Raw genomic sequence first — 23,810 nt, 5'->3', positions numbered from 1 at the left:
GTTTCGCCCCGTAGTACGGAAGTACGAGAAAGCGTTCATCCGTCTTTGAGGGTGGGCGTATTTTTGGGTCTGTGGATTTGCTGCTTTGCGGGTTTCCGTAGATCCGTCGTGATGGGTTTACGGAACTGGGGTTTTGCGTCAATGTGTCTTTGTGGCTTTATGGAGTTGTGCGTCTCCGGCTTGGCCGGACCGCGCTGGCGTGCTCTGCACCGAGCCGCCGGTGGCGTCTCGTCCCTGTGGGCTTTCATCGCTGACGCCTTCGCACCTGCGGTGCTGCGCGCTGCACTTGCCTCCCGGGGATCGACCTGCGGCCCATCCCCGCCGCGCTGGGCTTGGCGCCCCCTTCGATACCGCCGAACCGGCTCGCCGGATCGGCAAGGAGGGCTGCGTCTCCGATGATCGGCTTGTGTGGAGGACGAGGCTGGCTTGCTGTTCCCTTCACCGTATCACGCCGTTCTCGCTGTCAAGGTCTGCGCGTGCGGTGCACGCTGGCGTCCTGGAGGCCGTCTTCGAACCCTGACGGCTGCGCTGCGCCGTGCTGCTTCCGGTCTCGGGCAATCCCGCCCTGATTCCTTCCAAGGAGAAGACCATGACGAAGCTCATTACGGACGAACAACGCGCGCAACTGCTGGCCAACGGCCGGCAGTCCCTCGAACAAGAAGGCTTCGACCCTGCTCCAGTGCTCAAGCTGTTCACCCCGGACGCCGGTGCGACCTGGCTGCTGAGCGAGATGGACCCCCATGATCACGACCACGTGTTTGGGCTGTGCGACCTGGGTCTGGGCTATCCCGAGTTGGGCTGGGTCAGCTTGGCAGAACTTGCGACTGTGCGCGGCCGGCTGGGACTTCCAGTGGAACGGGACCTACACTTCACTTCGCAGAAGCGGCTGAGTGCCTACGCGCGTGAGGCGCGCCTTGCGGGGCGCATTGTGGCGTAGCAGTCACGGGCGCCGCTTCGGCGGTGCCCCTTCACTGTGGAGTCGGCGGTCGCTTCGGTTCTTTGCAAAGAACCGAAGCGTTCGCAATGTTCGCTTGCTAAATGCCCGCAGTGGCAAGAAGCGTGGATGGGCGAACCTCAAGAGCATCGGCGATCTTGCTCAGGTTGATCACTGCCACGTTGTGCTCACCTCTCTCGATCCCACCCATGTAGGACCTGTCAATGCCAGCGAGGTCGGCCAAAGCTTCCTGAGAAATATTGCGGGTGGCACGTGTACGTCTGATCGCATCGCCTATTGCGATGAGGATCGGGTCCTTTGCGAAAGACGGAGACGGTTTGGCCACAACCGCCACTGTCTTTGGTGACGGGAAATAACACCACGGGATAAGATACCCAATATGGAATGCCTTTTGAAGTCCATTCGTAGGAGACGGTGGACGCACTTGGCATGAGATGAAGGTCACGCAAGCCCTTAAACGAGATAGCTGGTGAAGTGTTTGCGTTCTGTACTAGGATGTAACTCGACGATACGATCACAATGACCTTTCTCACCAACGAACAGCAAAGTCAGATGCAGGCCAACGGCACCGCGCGTGCGCGCGGTGAGGCATTGGATCCTCTGCCGGTCGTCAAGCTCTACACATTGGATGCAGGGGCCGTGTGGTTGCTGACGGAGCTGGATGCGGATGGAGACCGGGCATTCGGGTTGTGCGACGCAGGCACCGGGAGTCCCGAACTGGGGTATGTCAGCCTCTCCGCCCTTGAGGGCGTCCGGGGCCCACGAGGCATGCGCATCGTGGCCGATCCGCATTTCAAGCCGCGCCAGACGCTCTCGGGCTACCTGGCCGACGCGCAGCGCGACGGCTCGATCAACGACTGATTGACACAGTCCTTTCTCGATCGCCCGGCGCGCGACCTGACGTCGCCGCGACAGCGACCCTGTAACTTTCTCTCTGTGGCAGGTTTCCCCTTTTTCTAGGAGGATTCCGTGACCACGCCAACCCCCGAAGATCTTCACCATGCCCCGTGGGGTGTGTCGGCCGCCTATCTCTACGTGCTGGACCTCGACGATCCAGCCCTCGCTTGGGAGTACCTGCGTCGCCATCCCGGCTACCGCGCCGATTGGGCTCGACGCAAGCGCGTGGTGTCCTTTGCCCGCTGGGGGTTGCGATGTCGCCGAAGATCCAGAGTGGGACGGACGGGTTGCGCAACCGTTGTGGCTGTCGTCCTCTGACCGGCTGCTGCATGTGCGTGCCGTGCATGCGCACGGTGCGGCAACCCGCCGGTTCGATCTGTGGCGCATCCCCGGCCGCAAGCGCCTGGTGATGGACGGCCACGACCTGGCGCTCATTGCAGATCTCAGCGCGCTGCGCATGCGCTTGTCGCTCTCAGGCACTCTGGAGGATGGCGACGCCTATGTGAGTACTGTGCCGCTGACTCAGGGGCTTCGCGGTCAGCTCGACGGGTATCGCGAACAGGCACAGGCCCCGGAAGGCCTTGCGCCTCAGATCCCGCCCGTACGGGCTGCCACCCGCGCTGCTTTGCTGCACCTGCGCGCCCTGCAGGCGCTTGATGCTTCGCAAGCGGGCGCATCCCATCGCGACATCGCCCAGGCCCTGTTTGGTTTGGAATCCGTCGTCCTGCGCTGGCACGAGGACGGTGAACTGCGCGCGCAGGTGCGCCACTTGCTGCGGCGCGCCCAGGCGTTCATGAACGGCGGCTACATGGCCATGGCGGGTGTGCTGGAGCCTGCTCCCAAGGCCCCCGGAGACGAACCGGTGCGCTGAATCTCTCCCTGCCTGGATCCGGCCCGATTCACGAGACTGCCTCCATCGGGCTGCGAATGGTTTGCGGCCCATCGACAGCGATGGAGTCCGTCATGGCCATTGGCAGTTCTTTCCCGTCCCGCACAGCCGCAGCGGCTGCTCTCCAGCCTCCTCTGGGGGGTGTCCCCGCAGCTTCTGCAAATCCTGAGTTCCTGACGACCGAGGAAGCGGGCGCCTTCCTGCGGCTCTCGCCGCGCACCTTGGAGAAGCAGCGCGTTCTGGGTGGGGGGCCGCGCTTTCGCAAGTTCGGTGCGCGGGTGGTCTATGCGGCCACCGACCTGCGTGCCTGGGCCGATGGCCGTGCCTACGGCATGACCTCGGACCCCGGCTACGTGCAGCGCGACTCCGTCCGCTGATCAGATTGGACGAGGGAGCACCCACAATGTCGAAGCGAGTGGGCGAACGGGAACAGCTATCGCTGTTCCGCGCTCTGCCGGGCAGCGACATGGCGCTGCGCGACGTGCAGGATCTGATGGCCTATCCGTTCTTCTCGCTTGCCAAGTCGCCGCGTGTTGTGCCGATCCGATTTGAAGCGGGGGGAATTTCTCTCACGGTGGAGGGGGTGCCCGAGCACGGCATCGCCACTATCTGGGACGCCGACGTGCTGATCTGGGCTGCGAGCCAGATCATCCAGGCCAAGAAGGAAGGCATTGCACCTTCGCGCCTGATGGTGGCCACGCCCTACGAGATCCTGCGCTTTGCACAGCGGGGTACCGGCCGCAGCGACTACCTGGCGCTGCGCGCAGCGTTGGACCGGCTGCAGTCCACCACCGTCGCCACGACGCTGCGCCAGCGCGAGCGCCCGAACGGCGGTAAGCGCGTGCACCGCTTCTCCTGGATCAACGAGTGGAAGGAGTACGTCCAGCCCGGGGGGCGTTCCGACGGCATCGAACTCATTCTGGCCGACTGGTTCTTTACCGGCGTGATGGATGAAGGGCTGGTGCTCACGCTCGATCCGACGTACTTCCGGCTTTCCGGGGGGATTGAGCGTTGGCTTTACCGGCTTGTGCGAAAGCACGGCGGTCGGCAACAGGCGGGATGGCGCTTCGACATGCGCCACCTGCACCTGAAGTCGGGAAGCCTGCAGCGCCCATCCGACTTTGCGCTGCAGGTACGTCAATTGGCGCGGCGCCAGGCGCTGCCGGGTTATTGGCTGTCCATTGAACGCAGTGGCGGCATCGAGTGGCTGGCCTTCCTGCCCGATCCGGACAACCGATCCCGGAGCGACTTGTCCACAGATTCTGTTGAAGAACCTGTGGATGGTTTGGGGATGGGCTCGGTGGATCGCCCGCACGGCCCTCGGGGGATCACCCGCAGAAGTATCGGTGGATCGCACGCACCGATCGCCCGCAAAACCACGCCCAGCAACGGTTTGGGCCCTCCCTAAACATCTAAAGGGATACATAAATGGAAGTCACGCGCGCGCGAACAGCAGGTGCTCAAAATTTGGGCAATGGTTCTGCGATGGCAAATCAAGCAGGCCCAGAGCCCCAAAGCCTTCCACCAGGAAGGCAAGGCACCCGCCTCGGCAAAGTCATCGCCTTGCTCAACCAGAAGGGCGGGGCAGGGAAGACCACACTCGCCACGCACCTGGCGGGCGAACTGGCCCTGCAAGGCAGCCGTGTCACGCTGCTGGATGCCGATCCGCAGGGGTCAGCCCTCGATTGGGCACAGCGGAGGCTCCAGAGCGGGCAGGAGAGGCTGTACGGGGTGTTCGGGCTGGCCCGGGATTCCTTGCACCAGGAGGCGCCGCAGATCGCCCTGCAGGCGGATTTTGTGGTCATTGACGGACCGCCAAGGGTCGCAGCGCTGGCGCGCTCCGCGCTGCTGGCTGCCGACCTGGTGCTGATACCAGTGCAGCCGAGCGCCTACGACGTGTGGGCGAGTCATGAGGTGGTGCAGCTCATCGCGGAGGCCAAGGTGTTCCGGCCGCAGCTGCGCGCAGCCTTTGTGATCAACCGGCGCGTGGTCGGGACGGTGATAGGGCGTGAAGCGCGTGCAGCGCTTGCCGATCAGCCGTTCGCCGCATTGGAGACGGAAGTCTCGCAGCGCATCGTGTTTGCCGACAGCGTGGCTGCAGGGCGGCTGGCGTGCGAAGTTGCGCCGCAATGTGCAGCTGCGCGCGAGATCGCTGCGCTCGCTCAGGCCGTGCGGGAGGTGCTGCGATGACCATCCCCCAGCCAGCGGCGAAGCTGCACCGGGCACCGATCGGACGCAGGCCCGGTGCGGATCCTGCATCAACCTGGGTGCGGCAGGCGGATGCTCCCGAGATCCCCGTCAAGGCCTCCATCTACACCGCACGGCTCACCATCGATGTGACGCCGGTGCTGCGCGGGCGCATCAAGGTTGTGGCGTTCCGGCGCGGCATCACAGCGGCGGACATGCTGCGCGAGTTGCTGGAGCGCGAGTATCCGGAGGACGGGGCATGATGGCGCGGGGATCCCATCCGGTGTCAGCCATTCGGCAGGCTCCGCTGCAGGCGATGGTGCCGCAGCGCCCCACCCGCATGCGGGTGTCGCTTGCATTCGTCGAGGATCGGGTCAACATCTGGCTGCGGTTTGGCCAGCCGACGGTGGAGATCGTGCTGGACCGCTGGCGGCGCGTTGCGATGTTCGTGCCTGGCAACGTCTGCTGCCGCGTGAAGTGGATCGGCAATGTCTCTGGCACGGCGCTCTGGCAGCTCCTGGTGATGCAGGCGCCGGCACCCTTTGAGGACGCGCAGCGCGTGGCGGGTGTGCTGCCGGGTGCGCGCTTACTGTTGCGTTCAGATGGCGAGGCGCAGGTCGAGGCGGTGTTGGCGGTGATCGATGCCATTGAGGCGCTGGGCATCGATCCCTGCACTGTGGCTGCCAGCTACTGGCGCAAGGTGGGCCATCGGCTTGGTGCAGGCTTGCCGCTGCCGGTCTACACCGCCGAGCGGCACGCGGCGCACCTGGCGCGTGGAGGCAGGGAATGACGCAGCCCGCCGTACCGCTTCCCATGCTGCTGGCCGGCATGGCGACCGCCGTGGCCCTCGTGGTCGGGCCGATGCTGGTGCCAAGGGAGCCTCGGTTCGTCTACAACCCGAGCGCCAGCGTGGCACCCGGCTGGTACCACATTGAACGCATGGAGCGCGCGGACTTCTTGCATGTGGGCAGCATCGTGCTGGTTCGGCTTCCTGCCGATGTGGCTGCGCTGGCGGCGCAGCGCGGCTACCTGCCCAGCGGCGTGCCTATCCTCAAGCGCGTCGGCGCATTGGCGCCGCAATCCGTGTGCGTGCACGAGCAGACGGTGCGCATCGACGATGCCGTGGTGGCGGGCGTTCGGCTGCAGGATGGCATGGTCCGCCCGCTGCAAGCCTGGGGACAGTGCCGGGCTCTTGTGGAGGGGGAGATTTTTCTGTTGAGCGATACCCATCCGGCGTCGTTCGACAGCCGGTACTTTGGGCCAGTCCAGGTGTCGGCAGTGCTTGGCATTGCGCACCCTTTGTGGATCTGGAGTGCGCCATGAACCATCCTTTCCGGCGCCAATGGGCGGCAATGGACGCGGCGCTCGCACCGCAGTCGGCGGTGCAATGTGGAGGCCGTGAGCCCGCAGCATTTGCGCCGCTGCTCGGGCCGCCCTGGTGGTGTCATGGCGGCCGCGCAGGTTCGGCGGCAGGTGGGAGTTGGGTGCCAATATGGGAGACGCAGATGGAGTGCAAGATAAAAGGACCGGCACGTATGTGCCTGCCAAGCCAGTCTGCACGTGGGTTGGGCACGGCACCAGGCCGGGCGCATGCAGTGCCGTGCTGGGGCAGGACCCAGCCCGCAGCGGGGGCTTGGCGCGTGCCGTTCCCGATCCCTTGCGCCCTGGCGCGCTGGAGTGGGCACCATGGCCACGCGTAAGGACGGACCGGAGGAGGGGCAGTTCAGGGTCCGGCCGGGCGCGCCGAAGTCGCGTCCTGGACCACGGTCGCCGCGCCTGATCAGCCAGGTGCTGAAGGAGGTTTCCAGGGCCGGGGCCAAGGCGTCGGGGAAGCAGGGCATGCGTCCTGCATCCACGTTTGGCCGGGGGCGTGTGGCGGCTGGCATCTCGGGCCAGGGGCTAGGTAGGAACGCACGGCGTGTGGTCATCAAGTCCCGGTTTGTGGTGCTTAAGAAAGCGGGTGCTCGATCGGTTTCCACCCACCTGCGTTACATCGAACGCGACGGTACGACCCGTGATGGGCAGAAGGGGCAGGCTTACGGGCCGGACACGGACACCGCAGACCTGCAGGCGTTCGAGGAGCGGGGCCAAGGGGACCGCCACCAGTTCCGCTTCATCGTGTCGGTGGAGGATGCCGGGGAGCTGGAAGACCTGCGCGATTACACGCGCACGCTGATGGCGCGCATGGCCGTCGATCTGGAAACCCGCCTGGACTGGGTGGCCGTAGACCACTGGGATACGGACAACCCGCACACCCATGTCGTGCTGCGCGGGCGTTCGGGCGAGGGCAGGGGAGCGGACCTGGTCATCGCGCCCGACTACATGGCCCATGGGATGCGCCAGCGTGCCTGCGAGCTGGCCACGGAATGGCTGGGGCCGCGCACCGAACTGGAGATGCGGCAGAGCCAGCAGCGCGAAGTGGACCAGCAGCGATGGACAGGGCTGGATCGGCAACTGCAGCGCCAGGCTGTGGCGGATGTTGTGGACCTGACGGAGACTCCCGGCCGCATCCCTGTGCCCCAGGGAACGCAGCGCCTCAACCTGCTGCGCGCCCGGCTGCAGCGCCTTGAAGCCATGGCACTGGCCGAGCGCCTTGATGCCCACCGGTGGCGCCTGGTGCCGCGGATGGAGCAGACGCTCACCGCCATGGGGGAGCGCGGCGACATCTTGCGCACCATGCACCGAGCGATGAAGGGAGAACAGAGGGAACTGGTTACCGATGCGCAGATGGATGTACCCGTGGTGGGGCGCATTGCGGCCAAGGGGCTGGATGGCGAACTGCACGATCGGCCCTATCTGGTAGTCGATGGTATCGACGGTCGGGCGCATTACCTCCGGCTGCAGCCAAACACCGATCTGGCGGAGCTGCCGGTTGGTGGCATCGTCGAAGGCAAACCACAGGCGCTGGAGCGTGCTGTGGACCGCACGGTCCTGAACCTGGCCCAGGAGGGGATCTACACCACGGCCCATCATCGCGCGCAGCTCCTGCAGGCAGGAGATCGGGATCCACAGGCAACGGTCGAAGTCCACGTGCGTCGGCTGGAGGCGCTACGCCGCAAGGGGATCGTGGAACGCGTGGCCGATGGCGTTTGGGCCGTGCCACCGGACCTACTACAGAGGGCGCGGCAACAGGGGGCGCAGAAGGGCGCGGGGCATGCAGTCGAACTGCGCTCGCACCTGCCCCTGGAGCAGCAGATCCATGCTGTGGGATCCACCTGGCTGGACCGGGCGCTGGTGGTGAGCGGCTTACCCCAGCCAGTAGATCAAGGGTTCGGGGCGCAGGTGCGTGAGGCAATGTCGCAGCGCGTGGATTTCTTGGTGGGGGAGGGGTTGGCAGAGCGCCGGGGGCAGCGCGTTGTCCTGGCCCGCAGTCTATTGGCGACCCTGCGGGATCGTGAGCTGGGGGTGGTTGGGGAAAAGCTGCAGCAGGAGATCGGGAAGACTTGGAGACCGATGCGGGAGGGGGATACAGCCAATGGCTTCTATCGCCAGTCTGTTCAATTGGACAGTGGGCGGTTTGCCATGCTGGATGAGGGAAGGGCGTTTTGTCTTGTTCCGTGGAGGTCCGTCATCGATTCGCGGTTAGGCCAGCGACTTAGCGCCGAAATTAGGGGAGCGAATGTTAGTTGGAACTTGACACGTCCGCAGGAGATAGGTCGATGAATTCGAGCTTACCCGCAGTTCCGGCTGCACGGATTGAGGAAAGCAAGCTATCAACGGGGAATGGCCATTGCAGACTTCTGAGCAGGGGCGGGCTAGGGAAAGCCTTACATGGACGTCTCCAGAAGAGCAAGATTGGGCGGCGCGAGGGTCTGAACCCGAAAAGTGGATTGCGCAGGCATCAGGTGATCTGTCGGGAGTTCGGCATCGCTGTTCCTGTAGGTGCGCGCACGGGCATCGAAGTCATCGGCCGCGTGTTGGCCGACCCACAGTCTGCTGTGCCTGAGCTGATCCGCCACACGGCATCGCAATTGCTCGAAGAGATCTGGCTCTTGGAAGCTCGCATCGCCCAGGTGGAGCGGCAGTTGAGCCAAGCCTCACGGCAAAGCCCAGCCTGCACCCTGCTGCTGTCGGTGCCCGGTATCGGGCTGCTCACGGCCACTGCGATGGTGGCGGCCACCTCGGGGGATGTGACGCACTTTGCGGACGCACGCCACTTCTCCTGCTGGTTTGGCCTGACGCCCCGCGAGTACAGCTCGGGCGGCAGCCGTTACCTGGGCCGCATCTCCAAGAAGGGCGACCGCTACCTGCGTATGCTGCTCACGCATGGCGCGCGCAGTGTGCTGCGAGCAGCCAAGGTGGCGCAAGGGGCGGGCAAGGAGGTACAGGGTGTGCGCCGCTGGGCGCTGGATGTGCAGGGGCGAAGCAACCACAACAAGGCGACCTGCGCGCTGGCCAACAAGCTCGCGCGCATCTGTTATGGGACGCTGCGTGATCACAAGCCGTTTGATGAGGCAGCCCGACTGATCCGGAAAGAAAACCGCCAGAGCTTTGCGATGCCAGACTGATAAGGCCGCAGAGAACGTACACCACGCCAAAGCCAGTATTGATTCACCACTTGCGACGAGATGATCGACCATCATGGCCAATCGGGTTCCTCCCACACCGCGCTACGCCGATAACTCTTCCGGCAGCTTGCCTGCGGCTTGTAGCGTGTGGCGACGTGGTGATGCAGATTCCATGTCGGCACGGACCACCACAGAGTCCACGACAGATGCCGGATATACGACTGCAGGTGCTTTACCCGCTGGTCCCCAATCGGTCAGGCTCTTGTTGTTGTGGGGGAGTCCATATACGAAGGTTTAGGTCATGCAGACCGGCATGCGGTGATTCGGCGCATCTTGTGCATGCAGCCATGCACTCATCCCGAATGATGCCGCGACTCACCCTACAGACCTATCTTCAAACGAAGCGTTGCAAGTAGGGGGTGCGTTGTGTCAGTTCCGCGGCCCAGTCCACAAACGCTCGTACCTTGGCGCTGAGGTGCCGGTTGGGCGGGTACACCACATAGATCGGCAGCAGGGGGCGTGTCCATTCGGGAAGAATGCGAACCAGTGCCTTGTTCTCGAGGTGAGGCATGGCCTGGTCGCTCGTGATTTGGACGATGCCCAGGCCCGAGAGGGCTGCCGTCACGTAGGCATTGCTTTCGTTCACGCTCACCTTGTAGGGCCCATTGATACTGATGGACTCTTCGCCTTTCCGGAATTCCAGGGGGTAGTGGCGGCCGGTCTGTGGCGACATATAGACCACGACGGAGTGGTTCTCCTCGATCGCCAGCGGATGCTTCGGCGTGCCGTGGAGCGCCAGATAGCCGGGCGAGGCCACGGTGATGAATTCGAAGTTGCCGATGCGCCGCGCCACCAAGGACTGGTCGGTCAACTCGCCGGCGCGAATCACGCAGTCCACGTTGTCGCTGATCAGGTCCACCATGCGATCACTCACGCCCAGCTCCACCTGAATGTCGGGAAATCGCGCATGGAACTCTGCAAGGTTGGGCAATATGAGTAGCTGCGCTGTGGACGAACCCACGTCGACGCGCATTCGCCCGCGAGGGTTCGAACGGGCATTGCTCATGCTCGCTTCGATGTCATCAAGGTCCATCAGAAGGCGTGTCGTGCGCTCGTAGTAGGAAGCGCCCTCGGGAGTCACGGTGACGCGCCGTGTGGTGCGGCTGAGCAGCTTGACACGCAGCCGATCCTCCAGCACCTGCACATGCTTGGTGACCGTCGCCTTGGGCAGGCTTAACGAACCCGCAGCTTTCGTGAACGTGCCGGCCTCTACCACCCGCATGAATATGCGCATGGCCTGTATCTGGTCCATGGGTCTCCCTTAGTTAGCCATTTGAGATTGATTGATAAAACTTGTTTGAGGAGATTTGCAGCAGCAGGGGCTGACAAGTCCGCCATGTGCGCAGGTTGTGCTGCCGAACATGTGCGAGAAGTCAAGCGCTGGCACTGCGATGTGGCTTTTCACTTTGTTGCTCGATGGTGTGTCGTGTCAAAAAGAGAAGCCGTTGCCCGGCGGATGCCTCGGGACGATATCTCAGCATCCAACCTCAGAAACACCCAATCGGATCATTGACTTGCCTAATCGCCTCGAATTGATATTGACAAGCGTACCGGTTCCCGGGCTTGCCCTCTTCTCCGCCGTGCTTCGCGCAACTACTGACTGGCTTACGGCCAATGTAGGTTGGCGGCACGCGACCCTTGAAAGCTATTCATCTACGCCTGGATTCGCCGAATGAACGTGTCTCAACTGCACGCGCGCCCCTGGCTCCGAGCACTTCAACAAAATGACGATGTGAACAAGGTCGCAAGCGTGGATCCACGCCGCCTGTCCCAGGCAACATCTACAAGGCCTTGCGTTGGAAAATTTCGGACGTACAGCGGACGATGCGTGGAAAGTCGGCGGCTTGTGGTTGTTGCGCCGCCGGGCAGCCTGCAGAAAAACTAGGGCGCCGTGCAGGTGAAGCTTGATTCAGCGTTCGGATCTCCGCTCCCGTTGTACTTTGCGTATTGCGGGTATTTGCAAAGAGGTCGCTGCATAGCCTTGGTTCCCGGCGCTGCCAGGCTGTCGGTAGCGACAATTTTTTTGCTCGATGGCTTCACGCCTCTTTCGATCCAGTCGAACATTGGCCCCACTAGATCAACCGCGTCAGCACCCTGTCCCACGCCAATCCTGACGCCGGAGAATGCGTTGGAGCAGTGATCCACGCCAGGTGCCTGGTAGTACTCAACAAACTGATCCGCTGCGGCTTGGCCGCCCGCAGATGCAACCACTTTGTTGTAGTAGTCCGTGGTGTTTTGGGGCGTTATCAGCCAATCCGTCATGCCATGCCAAAGCAAGAGCTTGCCCCCGCGCGCGGTGAACTGTGATAGATCCGGATTCACTGCATCGATTAAGCCGACGAGATAGTCAAGCCGCGACGTGTACTGGGTTGGATCGATTTGCAAAGGGTCCGCTGTGGCGCTTTGCGCAACGAAGTACTTCATGAAGTCGCCGCCGAGTTGCATCTGACCGAATCCTCCCCAGCCTTGCAGGTGTGCAGGGTCGGCCGACTCTCCCCCAAAAGGAAATCCCGGCCATGTGTAGCGGCCACCAGCCACGCTGGTGGGTTCATACATCGTCTTGACCGATTCCAGTTGGGCATCCGTCAGGCACGAATCCGACTCAGCGCCCGTGCACCTGAGCGCGGACAGGTTGACCGTGCAAAGGTCGGGCCTGCCAATCACGTTGTCCTTGAGCCCGTCGAGTCCGTCGCACTGGCCCATCACCGCGTTCGCAAGAGTCTGCACCTTTGCTTTGGTGAGGCTCGAGCCAGGCTTGGCCAGTTGCTTCATGACCTTTTGGTAGTACAGGAACTGCGGCGTATAGGCGTTGGCAGGCGCGCGCGAAATGACACCATCGAATGCGTTTGGAAAGCGCTGTGCCTGAATCAGGCCTTGGCGGCCACCACCGGAGCAACCTTCGTACACCATCTTCGAGTTGGCTACTTCCGCGCTGCCCAGATGGGATTTCATGATCGCCTTTGCTGGGGCAAGCACACGCGGCACAGCCAGGTACGCATAGTCGTTGAGCATCTCGGCGTTCAGTGCAAAACTTCCATCGCCGAACGGCGGCACTGCGGTGTGCCCGTGGTTGGTGGCGATCGTTGCATAGCCCTGCTCGGCAACGCCGGGGCTATATGCGCTGGCGGTGATGACTCCATCGAATCCGCCGCCACCCATGAAGACAGTCCGATGGTTCCAGACCGTTGGCATTCTGACCTCGAAGACTAGGTCCTGGGGCATTTCGCCGCGTATGAGGCAGTTCTCGGGCATGTTGCCTGCCGTCGGAAAGAACTGCGCCTTGGTGACGATGGCGCCTTCGAAAGTTTGGCCCTGCAGTTGCATGCATGCGGCCTCGGCCGATAGCGCCGGAGTCGATGGTACCGAGGAGCCGCCGCCACAGCCGACCAGTGAGAGAGAGGTCATCAGCGTCAGGGCGAACGTGTTCACCGCAGTGAGTCCGGTCACGCGCCGGCCGTAGCGATAGGGTGTGGCGGCGACGGCCGCTGCGGAACCGCGAGGTGGTCTGTTGAATGCGATCATTTTGTCTCCGATAGCTCGTTTGGAAGTGAAGCAAACGCCTGCTTGCCCCCCGAGCAATGTGTCATTGATCAACGGGTCTGACTGTCCTGATACAGACATTTGAGATCAGCTCCAACCTGCACAGGCTGTCTTTAGAACCACTTCAACAGATGCTATTCGGCACACAATTCACCGTCGTGGGCGGGCCCAGCTTACTCCCCGAAATGCGTCGGTGAGCCGAGCGCAAGCTGGTCGTGGCTGCCCTTCCCGTGAGGAAATGCGATCAGTAATGGTTGATGGCCAAGCTATCTCCAAGATCCATTTGGGGAAATATTGGCGCCTCCGCCGCATGAGGTGGGGGGACAACCTCTGTCCGATGCGTCGCTTGGATTTATGGCAATCGAGGCAACTCATCGCGGACGTTGAGTGCTGGAACCCTGGAGAACGCTTCGGCGATGAAATCCATGAAGACGATGGCCCGCTTACCGAGAAGTCTGTTCGCCACATAAATGATTTGTATCGGCACCGGCGGGGCGTCATATTCTGTCAGCAGCAATTGCAAATTCCCGTTCTTCAGCCCGTGTTCAAACAACCATTCCGGGCCAAGGCCGACCCCTAGCCCCGCGTTGACAGATTCGCGTGCGGCCTCGGGTGAGCTGACCCGGATCCTGCCCGTGACCGGAACCTCGATATCCCTGAAACGCCAGGTGGCGCCAGACGACAGCAGGGTGTAGACCACGCAATCGTGCCCGCGTAGATCGTCGGGGGTAGCGGGAACTCCACGTTTGGCCAGATATCCCTTGCTGGCAACGCACACGCGCTTGAACAAACCGATGCGCCGCGCGCGCAGTGCGCTGTCTTCCAAGTGGCCGATCCGAATCGCGAGTTCAGCCCCCTCATCGACCAGATTCACATAGCGGTCACTGGTCTGGAGGTCCAGTGTCAATCCTGGATAGCGCTCCAGGAAGGCAGGCACATGCGGCAGCACAAACGCATAGCTCAGTGCGGTTGGACAGGCGACACGCAGCAAGCCGGATGGGGCGACGTTCTCCCTGAAAGAAGACTCGGATTCCTCCACGGCATCAAGAATTCTCCGAGCTTCCGCATAGTAGCGTTCCCCCTCTGGCGTGAGGGCTAGCTTGCGTGTCGACCGGTGCAGCAGCCGAGCTTGCAGATGGTCTTCCAGTGCCGCCACATAACGGCTGACGTTCGGTTGGCCCAGCCCCAAGTCGCGGCCCGCAGCGGAGAAGCTGCCTGTCTCTACGGCACGAGCGAAGCAGGTCATTAATAAGAACCGGTCCACGACAAGCCTCCAATTCATGCTTCCAATGAATGAAATATATTCGAAGTTGCAAACTTATCTTTCTTTGGGCATGAATTTATAGTTCTTCACAAGGCAAGTCAGCCAGTCTGCTGACCCCGAAAGAACTATAGGAAAACACCATGTCCCGCTTGCAAGGCAAACGCACTCTCATCACCGGCGGCACCAGCGGCATTGGCCTGGAAACGGCCAAACAGTTCCTGGCCGAAGGCGCCCGCGTCATCGTCACTGGCGTCAACCCGGATTCGATCGCCAAGGCCCAGGCAGAACTGGGGAGCGAGGTTCTGGTGCTGCGTGCCGACTCTGCCAACGTGGCCGCTCAGAAGGAGTTGGCGCAAGCCGTCCAGGCCCACTATGGCCAGCTTGACATCGCCTTTCTCAACGCCGGCGTCTCGGTCTGGATGCCGATCGAAGCGTGGACGGAAGAGATGTTCGATCGCTCGTTCGACATCAACGTCAAGGGTCCGTACTTTCTGATCCAGGCTTTGCTGCCGGTCGTTGCGAACCCCGCATCGGTGGTGCTGAATACGTCGATCAATGCACACGTCGGCGCGGCGAATTCTTCGGTTTATGCCGCGACCAAGGCCGCGTTTCTCAACATGTCGAAAACGCTTTCGAGCGAATTGCTAGGGCGTGGCATTCGTGTCAACGCCGTGAGCCCTGGCCCCGTCGAAACGCCGCTGTACGACAAGCTCGGCATTCCTGATGCCTACCGCGCGCAGGCCAACAAGGACATCGCCGCAACCATTCCGTTCGGCCGCTTCGGCACGCCGGAGGAAGTCGCCAAGGCAGTGCTGTACCTGGCTTCCGACGAGTCCCGGTGGACGGTCGGCTCCGAAATCATCGTTGACGGCGGCCGCATGCTGAACGGCTGATCTCCCACGACCCTGACACCACACGCAAAACGAGACGCTCCTATGAACACGCTTTCCACATCCGTACAGACCCACGAATCTCGCAAGAGTGCGCTGATCCTCATCGAATACCAAAACGACTGGGTGGCCGCTACCGGCAGCATCAATCCTCAATTCCAGGATCGCAAGCAGTTCGACGATTCGGTTGTGAATGCCAAAAAGGTGCTCGCCGAAGCCCGTCGCCGCAACTTGGAGGTGATCCACGTTGCCATGGTGCTGGAGCCCGGCTACAAGGCGCTGGGCAAAGGCAAGTACGGCCTGCGCACGATGATCCCCGCATACCAGTCCTTCCTCGGCAAGCAGACGGAGTTTTTCCCGGGCTTCGAGCCAGCTAATGGAGAGCATGTGATCAGCGAACGCACCGGAGGCAGCAGCGCCTTTGCAGCCACCACGCTGGACAGCTACCTGCGCAACAACAAGATCGAAGACATCTATCTGATGGGCTATGCGCTGCGCCAGTGCGTGGAATCCACGCTGCGCAATGCGCACGACCTTGGCTACCACACCAACGTCATCCACGACGCGTCGGCTGCTTTCACGCAGGAGCAGCAAGCCTCGTTCCTGACGGACATCTTGCCCTTTTACGGCAACGCGGTGACGACTCAAGAATTTTTGAAGTCATAAAACCAAAACTACCCGCTACCGGGCCACCCTCCCGCATGGGAGCTCATCTTTACAGGGCGTCTTCTTATGTCACAACCACAGCTGACACTTATCAGTCACCCCCTCTGTCCTTTCGTTCAGCGGGTCGCCATCGTGTTGCACGAAAAGGGGATCGCCTTCGAGCGGGTGAATGTAGATCTTCACGACAAACCTAGCTGGTTCCTTGCTATTTCGCCAACGGGCAAGGTTCCTTTGCTCAAGGTCTTGCACGCCAACGGGCGCGAGTCCGTTCTGTTTGAAAGCGTAGCGATCTGCGAATATGCCGAGGATGTGCAACCCAGCCCTGCTTTGCATCCGCAGGATGCGCTACTGCGTGCACAACATCGCGCGTGGATTGAATTCGCGTCTGCCACGCTGACGGATGCATGGGGATTTCTGAATGCCTCCGACCCCGAGACAGCCGGTGCCAAAGCTACTGCTTTCAGGAAAAAGCTGGAGCGGTTTGAGGCCGATATGTCGGACGGCCCCTATTTCGCCGGAGAAGGTTTCAGCATGGTCGATGCTGCCATGGCCCCGGTCTTTCGCTACTTCGACATGCTCGGGTTTGAGCCCAGACACCCTGTGTTTGATGGGCTGAAACGGGTGGCAAATTGGCGTCTCGCTCTGGCTCGGCGTCCGAGCAGCCAGGGGGCTGTCGGGAAAGACTATGCCAGCCTGTTCCGCCAGCATTTGCAGGAGAGGGGGGCACTTTTGGCGACTGCATAGGTATTGCATCCCCAAATGGGCGGAGGGTCGCTTTTTCGGAACCGAAGATCACGTTGGTGGCGGTGTTGATGCGAGGGGGGCGGCATGCATGGTTTCCGTGCAGACCTAGTCAAATCCACCCTGGGTTTGGCGTCGAAAGGTAAAGCAGAAACTTCTGGCGACGGAACTCAACGGCCTTGTAGAACGTCAGCTCAGCATTCTATCGGGCGAGAACTCCAGGCTTTCGATCGTTTGGCCTCTATTTCCAAGCCTTGGCCCAGGCGTCGGCCATGGTCGGCGTGTGGTAGCAGGCGGCCTAGAAGCTCTTGGTGCAGACTGCGCGCTCCAGCAGCTGGATGTCCGCCTCGTGCTGGCGCGCGACATGCAGATCCTCGAAGAACAGCGACCTTGTCGCAGCGCTGGGCGAGCACCAGCTCGGCAATCTGCGCATCGCCGCCCAGCAGACCGCTGCGCAGGGGCTGCACCCACGGCCGCTCCCGCGGCCAGCCGCGTGACCAAGCCATCTCTTTGAGCCTCCCGCCCGTGGTGCCGGTGGCAAAGCGCTCTTGCATTTGCGGGTGCAGGTCGAAATGGCGGTGCGCAAAGTCCACCATGGCCGACTTGAGAGATCGCTACATCTTTGCAAACTCATGACGGATCATTAAGCTGCCGTCATGTCTCTCACCTCTGACACTTGGCTGGCCTTCGTTGTCCGCCTTCCATCTGCGGCGGCCATGGTACGCATGCGCATTTGGCGTGCCGTCAAGGCTCTGGGCTGTGCCGCTTCAAACGCTGGCCGATGAGGCGTTACAGGACGGCGGGCAAGCTTGGCTGCTGGGAGTTCAAGCGAAGGACATGGCTGAGTAAGCAGACTCCAGGATCAATGGTTGCGAGAGCGGTCACTCTGGCACTTTGCAACTGAAATAGCGACATCGACCCCGGCTTTACGGGATGACGGCCACACGTCTGAGCCAGTGGCAGAGGTGGGCGGACCATGCCGTCTCAGAAACCGCGGCGATTCACTATTTTGGGTGTGACAAGATTGGCGCAAGCCGCTATCTGCCGCAAAATCTGAGCGAAGCACCGTGCGCTTGAATAAACATGACTCCAGACCCGCTTGACTCGTTTCTTTCCCAGTCGTCCTGGATGTCCTCTCTGACCGGCGAGGAAGCTAAACGCGTGCGCAGTGCCATCACGGTGCGCAGCTTTGCTGCTGGCGGCACGGTATTTGCACGCGGTATGCCCCCTGCGCATTGGGCCGGCGTGATGGAGGGCATGCTCAAGCTCGACAACATTACCGAAGAAGGTCGGATCGGCACGTTCGCAGGCGTGCCATCGGGCGCATGGTTCGGCGAAGGCTCGGTGCTCAAGGATGAGCCTCGGCCCTATGCGGTGACGGCATTGACCGACAGCGTGGTGGCACTGCTGCCGCGCACCGAGTTTTTGCGGCTGCTACACGAGAGCCATCCCTTTGCGCTGTGGCTGATCGGGCAGCTCAACGCGCGCCTGGCCCACTATGTAGCGCAGGTGCAAACCGATCGGCTGGGTGACACCACGGCGCAGGTGGCCTACAGCCTGTCGGGGCTGTTCAACGATGCGCTGTTCCCCAACACCGCGCGGCGCATCACGCTGTCGCAGGAAGAGCTAGGGCGCCTGTCGGGCGTGTCGCGCCAGGTGGCCAACCGGGCGCTGCAGGAGCTGCAGGACCGGGGTGCCATTCGCCTGGGCTATGGGTCCATCGAGGTGATCGACCTGAAGATACTGCAGTTGATTGCCCGCGAAGGCTGAACGCTCAGCCTGCAGGCTCGGTCTGAACTTGCGCCAGCTTTGTGATGGCCTCGCGGCTGCCCGCGATCTCGCGCAGGCGGAACTTCTGTATCTTGCCGGTGGCGGTCTTGGGCAAGACCTCGAATACGATCTGGCGCGGGCACTTGAAGCGCGCCAGATGCTCGCGGCAAAACGCGATCAGTTCGTCGGCGCTGACCGTGCCCACCGCATCGGGCTTGAGCTCCACGAAGGCGCAAGGCACCTCGCCCCAACGTTCGTCGGGCTGTGCCACCACGGCGGCCAGCAGCACGGCAGGGTGGCTGTGCAGCACGTCCTCTACCTCCACCGAGGAGATGTTCTCGCCGCCCGAGATGATCACATCCTTGGAACGGTCGGTGATCTGCACATAGCCATCCGGGTGCAGCACCGCGATGTCACCGGTGTGGAACCAGCCACCCGCAAAGGCCTTGGCCGTGGCGCCGGGGTTCTTGAGGTAACCTTTCATCACAGTGTTGCCGCGCAGCATGATTTCGCCGGCCGTCACACCATCGGCTGGCACGGGCTCCAGCGTGTCGGGGTTAAGCACGCGCAGGTGCTCTAGCGCAGCGGCTCGCACGCCCTGGCGCGCCTGCAACTGGGCGCGTCCGGTGTCCGGTAAGGACGCCCACCCCGACTGGCGCACACAACTCACGGGCGTGCCCGAGACCTCGGTGATGCCATAGACATGGTCCACATCGAAGCCCATCGCGGCAATCGCCTGCAGGATGGCGGCCGGCGGTGGCGAGCCCGCTGTGAGCACCCGCACCGGGCGCGGCAGCGCGATGCGCTCGTGCGCCGGTGCATTGGCCAGCATGGCCAACACCGTGGGCGCGGCGCAGAAGTGGTCCACGCCATGCTCGGCAATGGCCTCGAAGATGGCCTTGGCCGTGACCTTGCGCAGGCACACATGCGTGCCCGCCGCCGCCGTGATGGCCCAGGTGAAGCACCAGCCGTTGGCGTGGAACATGGGCAGCGTCCACAGGTACACCGGGCGGCGCGGCATCGCCCAGTCGGTCAGTTGCAGCAGGCTCATGAGGTAGGCGCCGCGGTGGCTGGGCACCACGCCCTTGGGGTCGCCCGTGGTGCCCGACGTGTAGTTCAGCGCGATGGGGTCCCACTCATCTTCGGGCCACAGGCCTTCGAAGGCCGGGTCGCCCTCGGCCAGCAGGGCTTCGTAGTCCATTGCTCCAATGGCCGGCTGCGCGGGTAGGCCCGCATCGTGTACGACGACCACCTGCGGCGGCTGGCCCAGGCCCGCGACGGCCTTGTCTGCCAGCGCCGCGAATTCGCTGTCCACCAACAGGGTGCGCGCCTCGCCGTGCTGCAGGATGAAAGCAATGCCCTCGGCGTCGAGCCTGCAATTGATGGCGTTGATGATCGCACCGCAAAGGGGAATGCCCAGGTGCGCCTCCAGCATGGCGGGCGTGTTGGGCGCCAGGATGGCCACGGTGTCGCCGCGCCGCACGCCGCGCTGTGCGAGTGCACTGGCCAGGCGGTAGGCACGATCGCGCGTCTGCGCCCAGGTTTGCTTGGCACCCGCATGTACCACAGCAATTCCGTCAGGGTGGACCAGTGCGCTGCGGTCGAGGAAACCGAGAGGCGTGAGCGGCAGGTGGTTGGCGGGTGTACGTTCCAGGCCATTCTGGTAGGGACTGCGTGAGGGGCTGCTTGCCGTAGTGGGGTTCATGCTGTTGTCTCCATAGCTGCTATTCGTGATAGGTGGTGAAGGATTCGACGTTCTCGCGCTCAGTCACCAACGTGTTCTCGATGCGGGCTGGATCGGCATGGCCCAAGCTCATGCCGCAGACCACCATGTGGGTGTCGGGTATGCCCAGCTCGGCATGGATGATCTGGTGAAACTTGGTGAACGCTACCTGAGGGCAGGTATCAAGCCCGCGTGCACGGGCTGCCACCATCACGCTCTGAAGGAACATGCCGTAGTCCATGAGGCTGCCAGCCTGCATGACACGGTCCACCGTGAAGATCAGCCCTACCGGCGCATCAAAGAAACGATAGTTGCGGCCGTGTTGCGCGTGCATGCGCGCCTTGTCACCCTTGGCAATGCCAAGCAGGCCGTACAGGTCCCAGCCCACTTTGCGGCGTCGATCCACATAAGGCGATACCCATTCGAGTGGGTAATAGTGGTAGGGCTCTGTGAGTGCCGTGGACGCTTCCCCATCGTTGTCCGCCGTAGCGATGGCTGAACTCAGCCGTTCCTTGGCGCTGCCCGCTAGCACATGCACGCGCCAGGGCTGGGTGTTCATGCCAGAGGCTGCATGGCGCGCCACGTCCAGGATGGCATGGACCTCTTCGCGGGGGACCGGCGTAGGCAGGAAGGCGCGAATGCTGCGCCGCGAAATGATTGCCCAATCTACGGCTTGGGCTCTTTGGGGTGAGGCACCAGGGGCAGCCAACCGCCGGTGGTTGGCATTTTCTGGCGCAGAGTAGGAACTGTTCATGCTCGCATGCTAGGCATTGAGGCCGATCATGACTGTCGATTCAACGACACTTACAAGTTTGGCCAGAGTCATTCACCGACGAGCTCCTTCTCTAAACGCCCTAGGCGGCTTGGGCCGTTCGTCGCAGGTCCTGGCTAGGGCTAACTTCGAAGTGCCTGAGATAGTCGCGACTGAACTGCGATGAACTCTCGTAACCAACAGCGAACGCCGCACCGGATACGCTGTGCTCGCCGCCGATCAGCAGGCGGCGTGCCTCCAGAAGCCGAAGCTGCTTTTGATACTGCAACGGGCTCAGACCCGTGATTTCCCGAAAACTGCGATTCAGGCTCGCCCGGCTCATCCCGCAGGCTGCGCCGACGTCATCGATCTTGATGGGCCGGTTGAAGTTCTGGCCAATCCAGCCGATGGCCTTTCGGACCTTCGGCAACGGCCCCTTGGCACTTGCAATCTGGCGCAGCAGCGTTGCCTGGGGCCCTGACAACAATCGATAGAGCAACTCCCGCTCGACCATCGGGGCCAGGATGGGGATGTCCTCTGGCCGCCCCATCAGCACCAGGGCGCGGGCCATGAGATCTTCAAGCTCCCGGGTCATGGGGGCGGTCGATAGCCCCGGCTCGCTGCTTTCGCTGCCGCGCGAATCCGGCATCGACAGGATCAACTCATTGAGAAGCGCCGGGTCCAGCACCAGCGTCAGAGCAACATAGGGCCGTTGGCGCGCATCGCTGTAGACCTGCCCCATGAGCGGCAAATCCAGTGCGCTGATCAGGTAGTGGCCCGCCTCGTAGCGAAGCACCTTGTCACCCAGAGAGACGCGCTTGCTTCCCTGCAAGACGAAGCACGCCATGGCACGGTACTGGCAAGGGCTCTCGCTTTCTTGCCCCTGATCGACATGCAGCTCGATGCGGGGAATGCGCGACTTCAAAGTCCCGGGTTGGATGTTGTGCAACACAGTTTCCAGTTGGGTCGAAAGGTGGGTTTCCATGGGGGACTCGGCGGGTATCAAGTGGGTGATTCGATCGTGCAAGAGAACAAGCGCATCAGGCAAGCCCTGAAAAGCGCTTCGCCATAAATTGTGAGCTCTTGGCGATATCCGCCATTTCAAACATGGAAATGAAATGAGTTCAGTGATGACTACAAAAAAAATTGCCCTGATTACCGGCGCAAGCCGCGGGCTCGGCCGCAACATGGCCCTGCATCTGGCCGAGCGGGGTGTCGGCATTGTCGGGACCTATCGCACGGGCCACAATGAAGCCGAGGCGCTTCAAAGGGAGATCGAGGCAAAGGGCGGCAAGGCGGTGATGCTCCGGCTGGATGTGGCCGACACCGCGTCCTTTGCAGCATTCGCCGAGGCGGTCAGCGCGTCCTTGCAAGATCGTTTTGAGCGCGCTCGCTTCGACCACCTCATCAACAACGCCGGCATCGGCTTGCATGCCCCGTTTGCCGACACGACCGAAGCGCAGTTCGACGCCCTGGTGGACGCCCATCTGCGCGCACCGCTGTTCCTGACGCAACGGCTGCTGCCCCTTCTCGAAGACGGTGGCAGCATCCTCAATATGTCCACGGGCTTCACGCGCTTTACGCTGCCCGGCTACAGCGTGTACGCGGCGGTGAAGGCCGCCGTGGAAGTGCTGACCCGCTACATGACGGTCGAACTGGGCGAGCGCCGTATCCGGGTGAACACCATTGCCCCGGGCGCTATCGCAACCGACTTCATGGGTGGAGCCGTGCGGGACAACGAAGGGGTCAACGCCTATGTGGCCCAAGGCATCGCGCTGGGGCGCGTGGGCCAGCCGGACGACATCGGGCGAGCGGTCGCAGCCATTCTTTCGAGCGACCTGGCGTGGGCCAATGGCACATCGTTCGATGTGTCAGGTGGGCAGCTGCTGTAGCACACGCATCGCATAGCAAACCTAAACCATCGAGAGGCCATTCAAATGAAGCATGTGCTGGCAGCAATGGCTGCCGTAATGTTCTCCACGGGTGCCTGGTCTCAAACCTGCCACACATTGAGCAAGGCCGGGGGCAAAAAAACTCCGACACCTATCGAAACCGTGACGGCCTTCAGCGCGGCCTTCGCCAAAGACAACGGAAAAGCAGCTATTCAGCGATGGTTCAACCCCAGCACTGTCTGGGTAAATGAAGGCGTATCTAGCACTACAGGCATTGAAGAGGCGATAGCTTTTCTAGAGCGGCCCGGCAGATCGCCGGACATCGCAGCAGTCCATTTCGACTTGCTTGCTATCGCTGCGGACGGCAATCGCGTGCTGACCGAGCGGCTGGATCGCTTCGTGCGCGCGGATGGGAGCGCGATCGCCGCAGTGAAGGTCATGGGCATCTTCGAAGTAGACGGTGATTGCATCGTCGCCTGGCGTGACTACTTCGACGTCAACTTTGCTAAAAAAATATCGAGAGATCAGCGATAGGTTCAACTGCGCCCCTAAAAGTCACCAGGTGAAAGTTTCGTCGAGCCATATGCTCCATATCATTCCACGACAACTGTCGTTGAATCCGCCAATGTATTGAAGCCTGCCATGTCGACCGATGCACTCGGCCTCATGAGCCACCCCTGTGTCCAAACGTACAACGCACCGCTATCGTGCTGCCGAATTGCACCGGGTGAGATTCACGAGACGCAACGAAGATCGCGTCCTGAGCCGGATCAGCTTAGGCATTTTTGAGCCGCCATCGCTTATGGAAGTTGTTGGCAACTACGAACGCAGAGAGGTACTTTTTTAGAACCGCGCTGGCATCGTTCTCTTGAGGCGCCGCAATCTTTTCGCTCGTGGTATTGGGCGGAGCAAATGCGGAGGTTCTTTGGGGAAATTCATAGAAATTGTTATTGGTATCGATTTGTGTATTTCGGGCTGACTTGTCGTTGATTCAGCTTTGAACGCCAGAGACGGATTTATAAAGTTGACGTCGCGACGTCCGTTGCGCAAAGGACCTGCACACGTCGCTGGCGTTTG

General features: G+C 62.0%; 25 protein-coding genes and 2 pseudogenes. 19 read left to right on the top strand and 8 right to left on the bottom strand.

What is annotated here, in order from left to right:
• Positions 1 to 589 precede the first annotated feature (589 nt).
• A complete protein-coding gene (locus ACIGHN_RS17395; RefSeq protein ID WP_396505332.1) occupies positions 590 to 937 on the top strand; it encodes a DUF2958 domain-containing protein in 348 nt (115 codons plus the stop codon).
• A 97-nt stretch (positions 938 to 1,034) separates the two neighbouring features.
• Here ACIGHN_RS17395 and ACIGHN_RS17390 read toward each other — a convergent pair whose 3' ends face one another.
• Complete coding sequence (locus ACIGHN_RS17390; RefSeq protein ID WP_396505350.1) at positions 1,035 to 1,280, bottom strand: helix-turn-helix domain-containing protein; 246 nt, start codon at positions 1,278 to 1,280, stop codon at positions 1,035 to 1,037.
• A gap of 194 nt (positions 1,281 to 1,474) precedes the next feature.
• On the opposite strand from ACIGHN_RS17390, the gene ACIGHN_RS17385 reads away from it, so the two are divergent.
• The 11 genes from ACIGHN_RS17385 (at position 1,475) to ACIGHN_RS17335 (ending at position 9,436) form a co-directional block, all read left to right on the top strand.
• Complete coding sequence (locus tag ACIGHN_RS17385) at positions 1,475 to 1,816, top strand: DUF2958 domain-containing protein (protein ID WP_396505331.1); 342 nt, start codon at positions 1,475 to 1,477, stop codon at positions 1,814 to 1,816.
• Positions 1,817 to 1,924: 108 nt separating this feature from the next.
• Entirely contained in the window at positions 1,925 to 2,170 is a 246-nt protein-coding gene (locus tag ACIGHN_RS17380; protein WP_396505330.1) for a transcriptional regulator domain-containing protein, read from the top strand.
• The gene (locus tag ACIGHN_RS17375) at positions 2,151 to 2,723 is read left to right on the top strand and encodes a DUF2285 domain-containing protein (RefSeq protein WP_396505329.1); all 573 of its coding nucleotides are present in this window, start codon (positions 2,151 to 2,153) and stop codon (positions 2,721 to 2,723) included. The genes ACIGHN_RS17380 and ACIGHN_RS17375 overlap by 20 nt, the downstream gene beginning before the upstream one ends.
• Before the next feature lie 92 nt (positions 2,724 to 2,815).
• Positions 2,816 to 3,118 (top strand): helix-turn-helix transcriptional regulator, encoded by a 303-nt coding sequence (locus ACIGHN_RS17370; RefSeq protein WP_396505328.1) that lies wholly within the window; start codon positions 2,816 to 2,818, stop codon positions 3,116 to 3,118.
• 26 nt (positions 3,119 to 3,144) lie between these two features.
• A complete protein-coding gene (locus tag ACIGHN_RS17365; protein ID WP_396505327.1) occupies positions 3,145 to 4,149 on the top strand; it encodes a replication initiator protein A in 1,005 nt (334 codons plus the stop codon).
• Between the two features lie 20 nt (positions 4,150 to 4,169).
• Positions 4,170 to 4,931, top strand: a complete 762-nt coding sequence (parA, locus tag ACIGHN_RS17360) for a ParA family partition ATPase (protein ID WP_396505326.1) — start codon at positions 4,170 to 4,172, stop codon at positions 4,929 to 4,931.
• Positions 4,928 to 5,191 carry a chromosome partitioning protein ParB gene (locus ACIGHN_RS17355; RefSeq protein WP_396505325.1) on the top strand — a complete coding sequence of 88 codons (264 nt, stop codon included), beginning with the start codon at positions 4,928 to 4,930 and terminating at the stop codon, positions 5,189 to 5,191. Before parA ends, ACIGHN_RS17355 begins: the two co-directional genes overlap by 4 nt.
• Positions 5,191 to 5,718, top strand: coding sequence for a DUF2840 domain-containing protein (locus tag ACIGHN_RS17350; protein WP_396505324.1), 528 nt, complete (start codon positions 5,191 to 5,193; stop codon positions 5,716 to 5,718). The genes ACIGHN_RS17355 and ACIGHN_RS17350 overlap by 1 nt, the downstream gene beginning before the upstream one ends.
• Entirely contained in the window at positions 5,715 to 6,251 is a 537-nt protein-coding gene (locus ACIGHN_RS17345; RefSeq protein ID WP_396505323.1) for a S26 family signal peptidase, read from the top strand. The genes ACIGHN_RS17350 and ACIGHN_RS17345 overlap by 4 nt, the downstream gene beginning before the upstream one ends.
• A gap of 363 nt (positions 6,252 to 6,614) precedes the next feature.
• Positions 6,615 to 8,591 (top strand): DUF3363 domain-containing protein, encoded by a 1,977-nt coding sequence (locus ACIGHN_RS17340; protein WP_396505322.1) that lies wholly within the window; start codon positions 6,615 to 6,617, stop codon positions 8,589 to 8,591.
• Complete coding sequence (locus tag ACIGHN_RS17335) at positions 8,588 to 9,436, top strand: IS110 family transposase (RefSeq protein ID WP_396505321.1); 849 nt, start codon at positions 8,588 to 8,590, stop codon at positions 9,434 to 9,436. The genes ACIGHN_RS17340 and ACIGHN_RS17335 overlap by 4 nt, the downstream gene beginning before the upstream one ends.
• A gap of 394 nt (positions 9,437 to 9,830) precedes the next feature.
• Here the strand turns inward: ACIGHN_RS17335 and ACIGHN_RS17330 are convergent, their stop codons facing one another.
• The 3 genes from ACIGHN_RS17330 to ACIGHN_RS17320 form a co-directional block, all read right to left on the bottom strand.
• Positions 9,831 to 10,748, bottom strand: coding sequence for a LysR family transcriptional regulator (locus ACIGHN_RS17330; protein WP_396505320.1), 918 nt, complete (start codon positions 10,746 to 10,748; stop codon positions 9,831 to 9,833).
• A 629-nt stretch (positions 10,749 to 11,377) separates the two neighbouring features.
• A complete protein-coding gene (locus tag ACIGHN_RS17325) occupies positions 11,378 to 13,018 on the bottom strand; it encodes a tannase/feruloyl esterase family alpha/beta hydrolase (RefSeq protein WP_396505319.1) in 1,641 nt (546 codons plus the stop codon).
• A gap of 370 nt (positions 13,019 to 13,388) precedes the next feature.
• Positions 13,389 to 14,300, bottom strand: a complete 912-nt coding sequence (locus tag ACIGHN_RS17320; protein ID WP_396505318.1) for a LysR family transcriptional regulator — start codon at positions 14,298 to 14,300, stop codon at positions 13,389 to 13,391.
• 140 nt (positions 14,301 to 14,440) lie between these two features.
• Between ACIGHN_RS17320 and ACIGHN_RS17315 the strand changes: the two genes are divergently transcribed.
• The 3 genes from ACIGHN_RS17315 to ACIGHN_RS17305 all read left to right on the top strand — a co-directional run bounded on the left by ACIGHN_RS17315 (position 14,441) and on the right by ACIGHN_RS17305 (position 16,600).
• Entirely contained in the window at positions 14,441 to 15,193 is a 753-nt protein-coding gene (locus tag ACIGHN_RS17315) for an SDR family oxidoreductase (RefSeq protein WP_396505317.1), read from the top strand.
• A 42-nt stretch (positions 15,194 to 15,235) separates the two neighbouring features.
• Complete coding sequence (locus ACIGHN_RS17310; RefSeq protein WP_396505316.1) at positions 15,236 to 15,856, top strand: isochorismatase family cysteine hydrolase; 621 nt, start codon at positions 15,236 to 15,238, stop codon at positions 15,854 to 15,856.
• A 66-nt stretch (positions 15,857 to 15,922) separates the two neighbouring features.
• Positions 15,923 to 16,600, top strand: a complete 678-nt coding sequence (locus ACIGHN_RS17305) for a glutathione S-transferase family protein (RefSeq protein ID WP_396505315.1) — start codon at positions 15,923 to 15,925, stop codon at positions 16,598 to 16,600.
• Positions 16,601 to 16,895: 295 nt separating this feature from the next.
• On the opposite strand, the pseudogene ACIGHN_RS17300 reads toward ACIGHN_RS17305, so the two are convergent.
• Positions 16,896 to 17,208, bottom strand: a pseudogene (locus ACIGHN_RS17300) (methylglyoxal synthase); the annotation flags it as partial.
• A gap of 45 nt (positions 17,209 to 17,253) precedes the next feature.
• Here ACIGHN_RS17300 and ACIGHN_RS17295 point away from each other — a divergent pair.
• Both ACIGHN_RS17295 and ACIGHN_RS17290 read left to right on the top strand, forming a co-directional pair.
• Positions 17,254 to 17,443: pseudogene (locus ACIGHN_RS17295) on the top strand (hypothetical protein); the annotation flags it as partial.
• 282 nt (positions 17,444 to 17,725) lie between these two features.
• Positions 17,726 to 18,367, top strand: a complete 642-nt coding sequence (locus ACIGHN_RS17290; protein WP_396505314.1) for a Crp/Fnr family transcriptional regulator — start codon at positions 17,726 to 17,728, stop codon at positions 18,365 to 18,367.
• Between the two features lie 4 nt (positions 18,368 to 18,371).
• Here ACIGHN_RS17290 and ACIGHN_RS17285 read toward each other — a convergent pair whose 3' ends face one another.
• The 3 genes from ACIGHN_RS17285 to ACIGHN_RS17275 form a co-directional block, all read right to left on the bottom strand.
• Complete coding sequence (locus ACIGHN_RS17285; protein WP_396505313.1) at positions 18,372 to 20,072, bottom strand: acyl-CoA synthetase; 1,701 nt, start codon at positions 20,070 to 20,072, stop codon at positions 18,372 to 18,374.
• A gap of 19 nt (positions 20,073 to 20,091) precedes the next feature.
• Positions 20,092 to 20,844, bottom strand: a complete 753-nt coding sequence (locus tag ACIGHN_RS17280; RefSeq protein ID WP_396505312.1) for a nitroreductase — start codon at positions 20,842 to 20,844, stop codon at positions 20,092 to 20,094.
• 100 nt (positions 20,845 to 20,944) lie between these two features.
• On the bottom strand, positions 20,945 to 21,826 hold the full coding sequence (locus ACIGHN_RS17275) for an AraC family transcriptional regulator N-terminal domain-containing protein (protein ID WP_396505311.1): 882 nt from the start codon (positions 21,824 to 21,826) through the stop codon (positions 20,945 to 20,947).
• Between the two features lie 133 nt (positions 21,827 to 21,959).
• Between ACIGHN_RS17275 and ACIGHN_RS17270 the strand changes: the two genes are divergently transcribed.
• Complete coding sequence (locus ACIGHN_RS17270) at positions 21,960 to 22,733, top strand: SDR family NAD(P)-dependent oxidoreductase (RefSeq protein ID WP_396505310.1); 774 nt, start codon at positions 21,960 to 21,962, stop codon at positions 22,731 to 22,733.
• A gap of 45 nt (positions 22,734 to 22,778) precedes the next feature.
• Positions 22,779 to 23,267, top strand: a complete 489-nt coding sequence (locus tag ACIGHN_RS17265; RefSeq protein ID WP_396505309.1) for a limonene-1,2-epoxide hydrolase — start codon at positions 22,779 to 22,781, stop codon at positions 23,265 to 23,267.
• Positions 23,268 to 23,810 lie beyond the last annotated feature (543 nt).

Source organism: Acidovorax sp. NPDC077693 (assembly GCF_044542805.1).
Lineage (GTDB): Bacteria > Pseudomonadota > Gammaproteobacteria > Burkholderiales > Burkholderiaceae_C > Acidovorax.
Note: the sequence above shows the minus strand (reverse complement) of the source record. Positions and strands in the feature narration are given on the sequence as shown.